This is a genomic window from Actinoplanes sp. TBRC 11911 (assembly GCF_012933445.1).
Taxonomy (GTDB): domain Bacteria; phylum Actinomycetota; class Actinomycetes; order Mycobacteriales; family Micromonosporaceae; genus Actinoplanes.
This window is the reverse complement of the sequence record NZ_JABBNC010000007.1, coordinates 254,883-268,780: the sequence shown is the minus strand read 5'-3', so window position 1 is coordinate 268,780 and position 13,898 is coordinate 254,883. Positions and strand designations below refer to the sequence as shown.

Annotated in this window: 11 protein-coding genes and 1 tRNA gene; 7 read left to right on the top strand and 5 right to left on the bottom strand. The window is 69.8% G+C overall.

Annotation, left to right across the window (positions count from 1 at the left end; all coding sequences use genetic code 11):
- Nucleotides 1–370: 370 nt before the first annotated feature.
- Nucleotides 371–823, bottom strand: coding sequence for a GatB/YqeY domain-containing protein (locus HH310_RS13545; protein ID WP_169175856.1), 453 nt, complete (start codon nucleotides 821–823; stop codon nucleotides 371–373).
- 25 nt (nucleotides 824–848) lie between these two features.
- Between HH310_RS13545 and HH310_RS13540 the strand changes: the two genes are divergently transcribed.
- Both HH310_RS13540 and HH310_RS13535 read left to right on the top strand, forming a co-directional pair.
- Complete coding sequence (locus HH310_RS13540) at nucleotides 849–1,742, top strand: metallophosphoesterase (protein WP_169175855.1); 894 nt, start codon at nucleotides 849–851, stop codon at nucleotides 1,740–1,742.
- A gap of 72 nt (nucleotides 1,743–1,814) precedes the next feature.
- A tRNA-Pro gene (locus HH310_RS13535) sits at nucleotides 1,815–1,888 on the top strand.
- Between the two features lie 472 nt (nucleotides 1,889–2,360).
- Here HH310_RS13535 and HH310_RS13530 read toward each other — a convergent pair.
- The gene (locus HH310_RS13530) at nucleotides 2,361–4,775 is read right to left on the bottom strand and encodes a transglycosylase domain-containing protein (protein WP_169175900.1); all 2,415 of its coding nucleotides are present in this window, start codon (nucleotides 4,773–4,775) and stop codon (nucleotides 2,361–2,363) included.
- 317 nt (nucleotides 4,776–5,092) lie between these two features.
- Here HH310_RS13530 and HH310_RS13525 point away from each other — a divergent pair, with 317 nt between their 5' ends.
- A complete protein-coding gene (locus HH310_RS13525; protein ID WP_127498770.1) occupies nucleotides 5,093–5,395 on the top strand; it encodes a WhiB family transcriptional regulator in 303 nt (100 codons plus the stop codon).
- A 7-nt stretch (nucleotides 5,396–5,402) separates the two neighbouring features.
- Here the strand turns inward: HH310_RS13525 and HH310_RS13520 are convergent, their stop codons facing one another.
- From HH310_RS13520 to HH310_RS13510, 3 genes are all read right to left on the bottom strand, one after another.
- The gene (locus tag HH310_RS13520) at nucleotides 5,403–6,530 is read right to left on the bottom strand and encodes an ArsA family ATPase (RefSeq protein ID WP_211192111.1); all 1,128 of its coding nucleotides are present in this window, start codon (nucleotides 6,528–6,530) and stop codon (nucleotides 5,403–5,405) included.
- A 90-nt stretch (nucleotides 6,531–6,620) separates the two neighbouring features.
- Nucleotides 6,621–7,574, bottom strand: a complete 954-nt coding sequence (locus tag HH310_RS13515; RefSeq protein ID WP_169175854.1) for an ArsA family ATPase — start codon at nucleotides 7,572–7,574, stop codon at nucleotides 6,621–6,623.
- Between the two features lie 38 nt (nucleotides 7,575–7,612).
- Entirely contained in the window at nucleotides 7,613–8,587 is a 975-nt protein-coding gene (locus tag HH310_RS13510) for a hypothetical protein (protein ID WP_169175853.1), read from the bottom strand.
- A 118-nt stretch (nucleotides 8,588–8,705) separates the two neighbouring features.
- Here HH310_RS13510 and HH310_RS13505 point away from each other — a divergent pair, with 118 nt between their 5' ends.
- The 4 genes from HH310_RS13505 (at nucleotide 8,706) to HH310_RS13490 (ending at nucleotide 13,890) form a co-directional block, all read left to right on the top strand.
- Nucleotides 8,706–8,861 carry a DUF4177 domain-containing protein gene (locus HH310_RS13505; protein ID WP_169175852.1) on the top strand — a complete coding sequence of 52 codons (156 nt, stop codon included), beginning with the start codon at nucleotides 8,706–8,708 and terminating at the stop codon, nucleotides 8,859–8,861.
- On the top strand, nucleotides 8,858–9,343 hold the full coding sequence (locus HH310_RS13500; protein ID WP_169175851.1) for a RidA family protein: 486 nt from the start codon (nucleotides 8,858–8,860) through the stop codon (nucleotides 9,341–9,343). The genes HH310_RS13505 and HH310_RS13500 overlap by 4 nt, the downstream gene beginning before the upstream one ends.
- Nucleotides 9,344–9,442: 99 nt before the next feature.
- Nucleotides 9,443–10,240, top strand: coding sequence for an MBL fold metallo-hydrolase (locus HH310_RS13495; protein ID WP_169175850.1), 798 nt, complete (start codon nucleotides 9,443–9,445; stop codon nucleotides 10,238–10,240).
- Nucleotides 10,237–13,890 carry an adenylate/guanylate cyclase domain-containing protein gene (locus HH310_RS13490; RefSeq protein WP_169175849.1) on the top strand — a complete coding sequence of 1,218 codons (3,654 nt, stop codon included), beginning with the start codon at nucleotides 10,237–10,239 and terminating at the stop codon, nucleotides 13,888–13,890. Before HH310_RS13495 ends, HH310_RS13490 begins: the two co-directional genes overlap by 4 nt.
- The last annotated feature ends 8 nt before the right edge of the window (nucleotides 13,891–13,898 follow it).

Below are 13,898 nucleotides of genomic sequence, written 5' to 3'. Positions count from 1 at the left end.
TACTGCTCGACGTTCGAGGGCGGCGCGGGTGGTGCGCCCCCGCCCAGGTGCGGCAGGCCGCTCGGAGGCTCCTCCAGGTCGGGGGTGGCCGCGCTGGCGCTGTACGTGGGTGGGGCGACCAGGCCGCTCGGGGCGTCGGTGTCGGGCTGCGGCCAAGCGGTCGGTGGGGCGCAGGTGGCGCAGGGGCCGCTTGGCTGGGTACTCGGTGCTCCGCAATGCGTGCAAGTCATCCGTTTCTCCCCGCTCTGGATTCGTTGCGGGGAGAAATCGGTTGGCTAGCCGCGGACTTGAGCGGATCTGGGCCCATCCGGGGCCGGGTGCGAGCCTGGTGTGGTTGTCGGGCTGTGCCGTCGCGTACGAGAAAAATGAATCACCCAAGCTGGCGCCGGACCTCGGCGGCCACACGACCGCCTTCCGCCCGGCCCGCCACCGCGGCCTGCGCCGCCTTCATCGCCGGGCCCATCTGGGCCTTGCCGGTGAAACCGCCCGCCGCGAGCGCGTCGGTGACCAGACCGGCGATTTCCTCGTCGGTGAGCTGTTTCGGCAGGTAGCGCTCGATGACCTCGCCCTCGGAGCGCTCCTTGGCCGCCTGATCGGCCCGGCCCGCGTCGGCGAACGCTGTCGCGGCCTCACGACGCTTCTTCGCCTCCTTGGCCAGGACGGCGGTGACCTCGTCGTCGGAGAGGTCGCGGGCCTCGGCGCCGGCCACCTCGGCGTTACGCACCGCGGCCAGCGTCATCCGCAGCGTCGACGTGGTCAGCTCGTCGCGGCCCTTCATCGCGGAGTGCAGGTCATCGTTCAGGCGGTCTTTCAGCGTCCCCATGGACGGAGAAACTACTCTTGCCTGCATGCGGAAGCGCTCCCTTATTGCCCTGAGTGCCGGTGTTGCGGCTGCCGGCGGCCTGACCCTCGCCTACGCGAGCCTTATTGAACGCAACCTCTTCACGCTGCGGCGCTTTGACGTGCCGATTCTCGAGCCGGATGCCGAGCCGCTGCGCATTCTGCATATTTCGGATTTGCATATGATGCCCGACCAGCGACGCAAGCAGGACTGGGTGAACGCGCTGATCGGCGCCGACCCCGACCTGGTCGTGGTGACCGGCGACAACATGGCCAACCCGAACTCGGTGCCGGGAGTGCTGCGCGCGCTTGATCCGTTGCTGTCGGTGCCGGGGGTGTTCGTGTTCGGCTCCAACGACTACCGGGGGCCGATCTTCAAGAACCCGCTGCGGTACCTGATGCGGGACCGGGAGTACCGGCAGGGCGCCGAGCTGCCGGCCGACGATCTGCGGGCGGCGTTCGTGGATGCGGGCTGGGCCGACCTGAACAACGCCCGGACGGTCCTGAAGGCGGGCGGGCGGTCGGTGGAGCTCGTCGGCGTGGATGATCCGCATATCGACCTGGATGACTACGCGTCGGTCGGGGGGCCGATCTCGTCCGGGGCCGACCTGCACATCGGGGTGACGCACACGCCGGCGGCGCGGGTGCTGAACCCGATGGCGGCGGACGGGTTCTCGCTGCTGCTGGCCGGGCATACGCATGGCGGGCAGGTGTGCGTCCCCGGGTACGGGGCGCTGACGACGAACTGTGACCTGCCGCATCGGATGGCTCGCGGGTTGCACCGGTGGCCGGGCTCGGACGCGTGGCTGCACGTTTCCGCTGGTCTCGGGACGCACCCGACGGCACCGGTCCGCTTCGCTTGTCGCCCGGAGGCCTCGGTTTTGACGCTGATACCGCGCTGACCTGGGGTTTTGCGGGTGGGGGGATACCGATTTCGCGTGCGTCCGGGCGTCGGATAGTATTTCGGAGCAGCTCGGGGTGTGGCGCAGCTTGGTAGCGCGCTTCGTTCGGGACGAAGAGGCCGTGGGTTCAAATCCCGCCACCCCGACAGAGTTGATGCAGGTCAGGCCGGTTCCCCGAGGGGAACTGGCCTGACTGCTTTATGGGGTCGTCAGCGGGGCGGTGTCTTCCGCGCCCAGCCAACCCTGGTTCAGCATGCTGGTCGCCATCCAAGGCCCAATACGGGCAGCTCTGGGACCCGCCGCCGAGATTTTTGGAGACCTTGGAGAGTTAGGGCTCGCATGTGGGCGCAACTCTCCAAGGTCTCGAAATCAGGTCTCGACCGAGGGTTGCAAAAGGGCGCTTAAGCTGAAAAAACGATCGTCCTGTATGGATGGTCGTCCACAATATGAGAAATTTCGTCCGGTAAGTGGGACCCCGCCCGGGCGTGACCTGGCCGCGGTAATCGCCAGCCGCACGCCGGGCAAAGCCGGCCACGCGGACCGATCAGCCGCTGGCGAAGTCGTCCGGACGCTGAGAGGGCGGGACATCGATCGATGTCCCGCCCTCTCAGGTGTGCGTCAGCGCCTTGGTTTGGTCTGGCGCGGGTCTGGCTGGTCCGGCTTGTCCCCGTCCTTGTCGCCGCCGGCCTTGCCCTGGCTTGGCCGGATGACCACGACGCCGCCCTTCGGCGCGCGGCCGCTCGGGTCGGTCTCGGCTGCCGTGCCCTCGGGGCAGTTGGACTCGACCGGGCTGCCGATCGTCGGCTCGAAGCCGGCGTCGCGGATCCGGCTCTGGGCGCCGCCGAGGCTGTCGCAGGTCACGTCGGGGACCGACTTCTGGTCGCCGACGGCCACCTTCTTGTTGTCGGGGACCTTGAACTGGACCTTGGGTTTGCCCTTCATGTAGTCGCCCAGGGTCTTGTAGACGGCCGGGTTGATCTGGTTGTGGGACATGTGGTCCGGGTGGTTCTGGTAGTCGGGGTTCACCATGTAGCCGGCGACCACCATCGACGTCGTGCCGGCGATCAGGGCCGCGGTCTTGTCCTCGTCCGTGGTGCCCGTCTTGCCGTACACCGGGTGGCCGACGTAGTCGCGTACGACCGCGGCCGTGGCGCCGCCGCAGTTGCCCAGCTGGGCCGAGTCGCCGACCGGGCAGCGGGCCGCGTCGAGTGCCGAGCGGGCCACGTCCGTGCTGGTCGCCCGGATGCACTGCGGTTTGCCGATGTCGAGCTTCTCGCCGGTCTGGGTGGCGATCTGCTCGATCGGGGTGGGCTCGCAGTACATGCCGTCGCCGGCCAGCACCGCGTACGCGTTCGCCATGTCGAGCGGGGTGGACGCGGACACGCCCAGCGTGAAGGCGCCCCACTGGCTGGCCGACTGCTGGTCGTTCGCGAACTTGGCGTCCTGCGGTGACCGGAACTGCACGCCGAACCGCTTCGCCACGGCCACCACGTTCTCCGCGCCGGCGCGTTCCTCAAGCGGCACGAAGTACGTGTTCACCGACTTACCGAAGCCGGTCCACATGTTGTAGACGCCGGCCTCGCCGCCGCCCGAGTTCTGCGGGCACCAGAAGTGCGTGCCGGCGCAGGCGGACGGGCTGCCCGGTTCGATGATGTATTTCGACTTGTACTGGCCCTCGGCCTTGATCGTGGTGTTCAGCGACATGCCCTGTTCGAGGGCGGCCACCATGGTGAACATCTTGAAGACCGAGCCGGCCTGGTAGCCGGTGATGTCGCCGCCGCCGGTGAGCAGCGGGTTCGTCGTGTTCGGATACGTGCCGCGGGCGCCCTTGCGCGCCTTGGACGGATCGGACGACTTCGGGTTCTGCGGGTGGTCCTGATCGTCCAGCTTGTACTTCCGGTTGGCCGACAGCATCCGCACCTTGCCGGTGCCGGGCTCGACGCCGGCCAGCAGGATCGCGTTCTTGTTGGTGTCCTTGATCTGCTCGGAGATGCGCTTCCGGGCGTCGTCCATGGCCCTGACGTCCATCGACGTCACGATGCGGTAGCCGCCGCCCTTCAGACGACGTTCCCGGTCGTACGCGTTGGCGCCGAACTCTTCGCGGCTCATCCACCAGCGGTAGAAGTAGTCGCAGAAGTAGCCCCACGCGTTCTTGGCCACCGAGACGCAGCCGTTGCCGACCGGCTTGACCTTGCGCGGGATCGGCTCCTTGATCGCCTTGTCGGCCTGGGCCTGGGTGATCGCGCCCATCTTGACCATGGCGGGGATGACGTAGTTGTTGCGCCGCGCCTCGATCTGCGGGTAGCCCTCGGCGGAGGTCGGGTTGAAGCTGGTCGGCGCCTTGACCATGCCGGCCAGCATCGCGGCCTGCCCGATGGTCAGATCCTTCGGTTTCTTGTTGAAGTAGACCTGGCTGGCGGCGAACACCCCGTAGGTGTTGTTACCGAACGGCGCAATGTTCACGTACCGCTCGAGGATCTGCTCCTTGGATTGCTCCTTCTCAATCTGCAGCGCGTACTTCATCTCGGTGACCTTGCGCTTCGGCGTGTCCTTGGTGGCGTCCACGACCTCTTGCGGGCTGGTCGCGGAATATGCCAAGGACATACGTACGAGCTGCATGGTGATCGTCGAGGCGCCCTGCTTCGCCTTGCCGTTGTTGTTGTTCACGAACGCTCGCGCGACGCCCTTCAGGTCGACGCCGTTGTGGTGGTAGAACTCCTGGTCCTCGGCCGCCACCATGGCGTTCAGCATGAAGGGTGAGATGTCCTTCGATGGGACGTCGCTGCGGAATTCGTCGTAGAACTGCGAGATCTGAGTTTTGCCGTCCGACGCGTAGATCCGGGTGATCTGCGGGGAATTGAAGTCCTTGATCTCGCTGGGCAGGCTCGCGAAGGTCTGCCCGCCCGCCTTTGCGGCGAGTCCGGACATCGCCGCGGCGGGGAAAGCGGCGGCCGCGACAACGACGCCCGCGAGCAACCCGCAGATCGTTAACGAGGTCGCGTTGGCGAATATGTTGTGATCGCGTCTGCGCATCCAGGAGGTCACCCGGGCAGGGTACGCGACGATTGCACGACTGCGCACGCCGAGATCGTCCGGATTCGCCCAGAATGATTCTGCCTCGTACGCCTAGATCATCGTAAGGATTTCGCAAGATCCGCCCCGTGCGGCTCTTGTGGCCTTTGCCACCTTTGCCGGGAACCACCGGGCTGTACGTATTTGAGGGACAACGTTGCGTAATCACCCGACTACAGAGCATGATGGTCCGGCGAGCTATCGCACGACGTCTGCACGGCTTGGGGGGCATGAGCACGCGGGCGTCCGGGGGGTTACGCAAGGGGGGACGTATACAGATGGGGATGATCAGCGACTGGCCCAGCATGGCGGCGTGTCAGAGTGGCGACCCTGACGCGCTTTTCGTGCAGGGCGCCGAGCAGAACGTGGCGAAAAGGATCTGCCGCAGCTGCCCGGTCCGCTACGAATGCCTTGCCGACGCCCTGGACAACCGGATCGAGTTCGGCGTCTGGGGAGGCATGACGGAACGAGAGCGGCGAGCGCTGCTGCGCCGCCACCCGCATGTGGCGAGCTGGCGGAAAATGTTCGAGGCCGCGATGCGGGAGAAGGGCGCCGACAAGGTGCTCGTCCCCACCCGGTAGGGGCGGCCTAGGCGAGAAGTGCGCCGATCGTCCGTAGCCCGTCGACGTCGTGGACGTCGGCGGGCTGCGCCGTGACGGAGACCGCCGGCACCCCCGGGAAGGCGTCGGTGAAGGTGGCGGCGACGGTCATCTCCCGCCGGATCTGGCGGACCAGACTCGCGTGCACTCGTAACGCGTCGGCGGTCATCTCCTGCTCACCGGCCGCGTCCAGCGCGGCCGCGGCGGTCTCACTGCGCTCGGCCGAGAGCGAGTCGGCCTCGGCGCGGTGCATCCGGTTCAGGACCAGCCCGGCGAGCGGCATCCGCTCGGCGACCAGGCGCTCCGCGAAATAAGCCGCTTCCCGTACGGCGTCCCGCTCGGGCGCCGCGACGAGGAGGAACGCGGTTTGCGGGTCCTGCAGGATCCGGTACGTCTCGTCGGCACGGTGCCGGAATCCGCCGAACATCGAGTCGAGCGCCGCGACGAAGCCGGACAGATCGGTCAGTAGCTGGGCGCCCAGAATCTTCTGAACCGTCCGGGAGAACAGCCCGAACGACGCCGTGACCAGGCTGAACATGCTCCGGCCACCGGTCCGCGCGGGCGAGGTCAGCAGCCGCAGCATGCGCCCGTCGAGAAAGCGGGACAGGCGGGCCGGCGCGTCCAGGAAGTCGAGGGCCGACCGCGACGGCGGGGTGTCCACGACGATCAGATCCCACTCGTCGGTGGACCGCAGCTGGCCGAGCTTTTCCATCGCCATATATTCCTGGGTGCCGGAGAAGGTCGAGCTCATGGCCTGGTAGAACGGGTTCGCGAAGATCTCCGAGGCGCGCTGCGGGGTGGTGTGCTGCTGCACCACCTCGTCGAAGGTGCGCTTCATGTCGAGCATCATGGCGTGCAGCTCGCCGCCCGACTCGCCGTCGATGCCCTTGACCTGGCGCGGGGTGTTGTCGAGCTCGCTCAGCCCCATCGACTGCGCGAGCCGGCGCGCCGGGTCGATCGTCAGCACCACGGTGCGACGTCCGTGCTTCTCGGCTGCTCGCAGTCCGAGCGCGGCGGCGGTGGTCGTCTTGCCGACCCCGCCGGCCCCGCAGCAGACGATGATCCGGGTGGCCGGATCGGCGAGCAGATCATCGACATCGAGCCGTTCAGCGGTCAGGTCAGCCACCAGCCCAGAGTAATCCGCCGGAGATCGCACTTCGTGCTCCGTTCTCGTGCCGTACGGCGAAGCCGTTTTAGACAGCTCAGCTCAAGCCTTCACCAGCGCGGCCGCGAGCTCGTCGAGACCGGCCTGGTCCACGCCCTGGGGCAGGAACGGCAGCTCGATCACCTGGTTCCCGGATTCGCCGAGCTCGGTCCGCAGCGACTCCTCGATGCCCTGCCGGGTCAGATAGTCCTTCGCCTCGGTAGCCAGCCCGGCCACGGTTGCCGGGTCGGTCGGCAGCCCGGCCTCGGCCAGCCCACGCTTGAGCTCGGCCTTGGTCACCTTGCCGGCGGTCAGCAAAGCGGGCTTGGCGGCGTTCACGATGATCCGGCCGACCGGGATGCGCAGGGCGGTGAGCTCGGCGATCGCGTCCAGCGTCTCCTGCACCGGCATCTCTTCCAGCAGGGTGACCACGTGCACCGAGGTGATCGGCGAGCGCAGCAGCGACGCCACGCCCTCGCTCTGCGTCTTGATGGGGCCCATCTTGGTCAGCTTCGCGGTCTCCGCGGTGACGTTCAGGAAGCGGCCGATCCGGCCGGTGGGCGGCGCGTCCAGAACCACCGCGTCGTAGACCCGTTTGCCGTTGTGCGACCGGGTGGTGGCCTCTTTGACCTTCCCGGTGAGCAGCACGTCGCGCAGGCCCGGGGCGATGGTGGTGGCGAAGTCGATGGCGCCCACCTTGCGCAGCGCCCGCCCGGCCGCGCCCAGGTGATAGAAGAGGTCCAGATATTCCAGGAGGGCTTCCTCCGGGTCGACCGCGAGCGCGCGCACCTCGCCGCCGCCCGCGACCGTCGCGATCCGCAGCTCCTTGTACGGCAGCTGCTCGGTCTCGAAGAGCTGGGCGATGCCCTGCCGGCCCTCGACCTCGACCAGCAGCGTCCGGTGTCCGCCCGCGGCCAGGCCCAGGGCCAGTGCCGCGGCCACGCTTGTCTTACCGGTGCCGCCCTTGCCGGTCACCACGTGCAGCCGCGCCGGCCACTTGTTGACGTGCTCGCCCATGTCATCAACCGTACGGGCAAGTAGGTAACGGCCCGAGATCAGCCCGTCACGTCACAGACCAACCACCCTGTCTTTCGGATCACGGTGAACTGGAGATCCTGCTCGGCCGACTTCTCATCGGCGGTCGACATGGTGACGTGCACCGCAACCTTGGCGCTGTCCTTCTCGTTGTCGGAGACCGCCGGAGCGTCCCAGCGGTAGACCGCGTTCTGGTAGCCCTGCGAATACGCCTTGATGTCGCGGACCCGGTTGGTGAGCTTCTGCTCGTTACGGGCCTCGCGGCACACCAGGTTGTTCGCGGCGGTCGGGTCCTGCTCCGAGTAGACGGCGGTCAGGAAGCGGTCGACCGCGGTCGCCGGGTCGGGCGCACCCGTCTGGTCGGCGTCACGTAACAGGAAATATGCCGACGTAGCGCCCCCGCCGCAGAGGACCAGGGTGGCGGCCAGCGCGATGGACACCCACACGGCGCCGCGCCGCCGGCGTTTGGGCGGCTGCTGGCCGGCCCAGATCGGGGCCGGCTGCGTCGAGTGCTGCCAGGCCATGTGCGGGGGCGGCGTGGTCTGCCACTGGCCGGGCGCCTCGTGCTGGGCGTGAAACGGCGCGGTCGGGGGCGGCGCCTGCCAGCCGATCGTGGCCGGCGTGATGACCTGGGTGCTCTCGTGGGCGGCGGGCGCGACCGGCATCGGCGCGGTGGCCTGCTCGTCCTCGAATGCGCCGGGCGGCGGCCACGCGTCGACCTCGGGCGGCGGCGCGTCGATGAAGTCGTCGCCGAGCGACGAGTCGGCCGGCGTGGAAGCGGCGGGAGCGGCAGGCGCAGCCGCGACCGGCGCCGCGGACACCGGCGCTGAAGAGAGCGGCGCCGGGGACACCGGCGCGGCATCGATTTCCGCGTGCGGCGGCTCCGGTGCCGGGATCGGCTCCTCCGGCGGGATCGGCTGCGGCGGCTCCGGGTCGGGTGACGGCATCGGCGCCGGCTCCGGGTGCCCCGGTTCAGCGCCCTGCGGGTGCGTCATGTCGCCCTCCGTGATCTTCCGGCCGCGTGCCTGCGAAAGCCCGCTCAGCCTAGCCAAACCGGCAACTCCGCGGGCCCTAAGCTGTGCCGGTACCCGACGATTAGGGAGTATGCAGGCGATGCAGAAGTGGGAGTACGTGACCGTGCCCCTGCTGGTCCACGCGACCAAGCAGATCCTGGACAACTGGGGCGAGGACGGGTGGGAGCTCGTTCAGGTCGTCCCCGGTCCAAACGCGGAGCAGCTGATCGCTTACATGAAGCGGCCGAAATCGTGACGACGCCGGTCGCTGGTGAGGGCGGCGTCGACGCGTACGAAAGGCTGGCTGAACTGGGGTTGACCCTGCCGAACGTGAATCCGCCGCTGGCGGCGTACGTCCCGGCGGTGCAGTCCGGCAATTTCGTGTACGTCTCCGGGCAGCTGCCCATGGTGGAGGGGAAGCTGCTGCGGATCGGCAAGGTCGGCGCCGAGGTGACCGAGGAGGAGGCCGCCGAGCTGGCTCGCACGTGCGCGCTGAACGCCCTGGCCGCCATCGAGGATCTGGTCGGTCTGGGCGAGCTTGTCAAGATCGTGAAGTTGACAGGATTCGTGGCGTCGGCGCCGGGATTCACCGGGCAGCCGGCCGTTATCAACGGAGCGTCGAATCTTTTCGGTGACGTTCTGGGCGAGCAGGGACGGCACGCGCGCAGCGCCGTCGGCGTGGCTGAGCTGCCGCTCAACGCGCCGGTCGAGGTGGAGGTCATCGCCGAGGTTCAGTGATCTTGCGGCCGGCCAGGTTGCGATCGGTAACCGGGCAGGCCAGGCAGATCGCACATCCGGTGCTCGGCCACATCCCCATGCGCGACGTACGATTCGCGCATGGGGGGTGCTGCGCTCAACGGCCTACCGGCCTGGGTGATGCTTCTCCGCGCGCCCAACCCGGGCCCGATGACCCTCGAGGGCACCAACACGTACGTGCTGCGCGCCCCCGGCGAACAGCACGCGGTGGTGATCGACCCGGGACCGCTGCACGAGGAGCACCTCACCCGGGTGGCCGAGCATGGGCCGATTCGGTTCATTCTGGTCACCCACCGGCATCATGACCACGTCGAGGGTGCCGCACGGCTCGCCGAGCTGTGTGGCGGCGTCCCCGTGCTCGCGGCCGATCCCGAGTTCGGTACACCGCCGGGTCGCGACATCAAAACGGATGGTTTGTCCATCGAGGTGCTCGATACACCCGGACACACGATGGACTCCGTGTGTTTTCTCGTCGATTACGGGAATGACCGGGCCATGTTCACCGGCGACACCATTCTCGGCCGGGGTTCCACCGTTGTGGCGGCACCGGACGGCAGCCTCGGGGCGTACCTGGAAAGCCTGGAGAAAATCGCGGCCTATTCCGGCGTCACGATGCTGCCGGGTCATGGGCCGGTGCAGCCGGATGTCGCCGTCCTGGCGGACCTCTATCTGCGGCATCGGCGGGAGCGGCTGGCTCAGGTGCGGGCCGCAATGGACGCCGGGGCCGATACCCCCGAGAAGGTCGTTGATCTCGTATATCCGGACATCGAACCGGGTGTTCGGTTTGCGGCGGAATTCTCGGCCGCGGCGCAACTGGATTATCTCCGTCACAGAAATCGGGAATCAGGAACAAGGGTCGACAGGTTGGATCCGCTGTGACTTGTCTTGTGTGTGGAACCGTCGCCGTACCCGGCGCCCGCTTCTGCCACAACTGCGGAGCCGCCCTTCCGGCCGCGGCGACATTGCCGGCGGCCGAGCGGCGGATCGTCACCGTGCTCTTCGGCGACCTGTCCGATTTCACCTCTTGGTCCGAAGACCTGGATCCGGAACGCGTCGGCGCCGTCACCGACCGGGTGCTGGCGGCACTCGCGGGCGCGGTGAAGACGTTCGGCGGGCACGTCGACAAGCTGACCGGCGACGGGATCATGGCGGTCTTCGGCGCGCCGGTCGCCCATGAGGACGACGCCGAGCGCGCGGTCCGCGCCGCACTGAGCATGCAACGAGCCGTCCGCCGGGTGCTGGACGACGAGCGCGGCGGCGGCGCCCCGATCGGCCTGCGCGTCGGCCTCAACACCGGCGAGGTGGTGGCCGGCATCCAGGCGGCCATCGAATACACGGTCATCGGCGACACGGTGAACACGGCTGCCCGGCTGGCCGACGCCGCCGCGGTGGGCGCGGTCTACGCGGGTTCGCGCACCAGCGGCGGCACCCGGCATGTCGCCTCGTGGCGTCAGCTGCGGCCGCTGCGGCTGAAGGGCAAGCGCGAGCCGGTTCCGGCGTTCGAGCTGCTCGGCCTGCACGACGCGCCCGGTACCCGCTCGGGTCTGGGCGACGAGGCGCCGTTCGTGGGCCGCGAGACCGAGCTGGGCCGGGTCGCCGGGCGGCTGGCCGAGGCGATCGACGCGGGCACCCCGCGCGTGATGGTGATGACCGCCGAGGCCGGCATCGGTAAGTCCCGGTTCGCCGGCGAGGTCAAGCGGCTCGCGGCCGGCTACGACGTGGGTAACGGACGGTATGCGTCGCACACCGGTGCCCGGGTGCTGCGGGTGCGGTGCCGCGCGTTCGGTGAGCGCCGCCGGTTCGCGCCCCTCGCCGACCTGGTGCGTAAGTCGGTCGGCCTGCCCAAGGACGTCGTCACCACGGTCGGCCGCGGCGTGGTCGAGGAGCGGCTGCGCAAGCTCGCGAACCGGCTGAGCCGCGATGGCGAGACCGCTGACATCGATGTCGACCGGCTGCTGGCGATCCTCGGCTACGGCGAGCCGCCGGGCAGCCAGCCGTCGCCGGCGGCGGTCTCGGACTGGCAGCCGACCGCGAACAAGGGGCTGGACGCCGACACCGTCTCGCGCGCGGTCGCCAACCTGCTGAGCGCGCTCGCCGCCGAGGCGCCGCTGGTGGTGATCGTCGACGACCTGCACGACGCCACCGCGTCGACCGTGGACGCGCTCGGGCGTACGCTCTCGCTGCTCGACGGCCCGGTGGTGGTGCTGCTGCTCGGCCGGCCCGAGCTGGTGCGCACGGCCGGCGCGTTGACCCGGCTCGCCGACGCCGAGGTGCACACCCTGCCGCCGCTGCGGGGCGCGGACGCGTCCCGGCTGCTCACGTCGTATCTGAACGGCGGCAAGCTGCCGCAGGCGGACACCGACCGGCTGCTCGCGACCGCCCAGGGCAACCCGTTCTACCTGGCCGAGATGATCACCCTGCTGATGGAGCGGGGGGCGCTGACCCCGGCCGTGGGCGCCAACGCGGCCGACAAGTGGCAGCTGGCCAACGGCTCGCTCGGCAGTCAGCTGCTCTCCCGTGACCTGGCCGCGGTGCTGGCGGCGCGGATCGACGCGCTCCCGCCGGAGCCACGCTCGGTGCTGCGCGACGCGGCGGTGGTCGGTGACACCGTGCCGACCGGCGTGATCGAGGCACTGCGCGAGCGGCGGGCGGTCAGTGACGCCCGGCCCGGCGCGGTCGCCGCGGTCGAGCTGGAGCGCTCGGTGGACGAGCTGCTTCAGCGGCGCATGCTGCACCGGGTGCGCGGCGGTTACGCGTTCACCACGCCGCTGATGCGCGAGGCGGCGTACACCGGGATCGGCAAGGCGGACCTGGCCGACCGGCACGCATACCTGGCGAACTGGGCGGCGCCGGAGACGATCGACCGGATCGGCTACGACGGCGCGAGCCGGCTGAGCCTCACCGAGAACGAACGCGACATGTTCGTCGCCACGCACGCCGAGTGCGCGGTCGAGCTGGCCGACGCCGTACGCCTGCGCCCCGACGCCGCCGTGCGTGAGGTCGCCCCGCTCGGGGTCGCCGCGCTGGGCCGTCTCGCCCGCCGGGCACTGGCCAACATCGAACCGGCCGCCTCGATCGAGTACGCGGAACGCGCCGCGATCCTGGCCCACGACGACCTGCCGCTGCCCGACCAGTTGGTGCACGCCCGTGCGCTGCTGCGCCTGGGCCGCGCCGAGGAGGCCCTCGAGTTCGGCGAGAAGATCTCCGCCAGCGCCGTCGACGAACCGGTCAGCAAGGCCGAGGCGCTGCTGGTGGTGGGCCGGGCGCACGAGGCGCTGGGCGACATCGGCCGCGCGGTGAGCGCCTGGCAGGACGCCCTCGACGTGGCGACCGAGGCCGAGCTGCTGCCGGAGCGAGCCAACGCGATGCGCCGGCTCGGCATGGCCGACTTCCTGGGCGGCCGGTTGAGCCAGGCGAGCAGCCGGTTCGCCGCGGCGTACCAGGTGACCCTGGCGGCCGGCGACCGGCACGGCCAGGCCTGGGCGCTGCAGAACCTGGCGTGGGTGACCACGACGCGCGGCGACTTCGCCGGCACTGACGCGGTGCTGGGCCGGGCCGCCCGCCTGTTCGCCGAGCTCGGCGACCCGACCGGCCGGTCCTGGCTGCGCGGCACCACGGCGTTCGCCCGGCTGCTGGCCGGCCGGCTGCACGAGTCGCGTCGCCTGGCCCGGATCTTCCTGCCGTTCGGTGACCGGGTCGGCGAGCCCTGGGCGGTCGGCACGCTGCGTGCGGTCGAGGCGTTCGCGGCGAGTGAGCTGGGCGAGCTGGGCGAGGCGGACGGTGAGGCCCGCCGGGCGTACCGGGACTTCTCGGCGGTCGGCGACGACTGGGGCCGCGGTCTCGCGCTGGTGGTCCGCGGTGCGGTGGCGCGCGGGCTGGGCGAGTACGACCAGGCCTACGACCTGCTCACCGACGCTCTCGGGTATGCCGACAAGACCGGCCATCCGCTGCTGCTGGGCATGGCCGGCACGCTGCGCGGGTTCATCGCCCTGCAGCGCGGTGACCTGGCCGGCGCCGAGGCCGACGCGCGCCGGGTGATGACCGCTGTCGAGCCGCACAACCCGCTCGCCCCGGCGCAGGTGGGCCCGCGGGTGCTGCTGGCCGAGGCCCGGATGCGGGCCGGCGACGGGGAGGCGGCGATCGCACTGCTCGCGCCGATCGCCACCGACACCGCGGCGCCGGCATTGTTCTTCTCCCGGCGTCAGGCCCTTTCCTCGTACGCCTCGGCCCTGCTCACCGAGAACCGGGTGGACGCGGCGCTGACCTGGATCAAGCGCGCCCGCGAGGTACCGGCCGAGGACATCCGCAGCGGGGTGACGGCCGCGATGGTCGAGGCCCGGGTGCTGGCGGCCGCCGGTCGGTGCGAGGAGTCGCAGGCGGCCGCCGACGAAGCCGTTCTGCTGGCGTATTCGACCGAGCAGGTCAGCGAGCGGGCGGCCGCCGAAGCGCTGCGCCAGGCGCTGTCGATCGAGCCGGTCGCGGAGAACACTCCGGAAAGTGTCGCCTTCGCGTCCGACGTGCCGGGATGACCACGCGC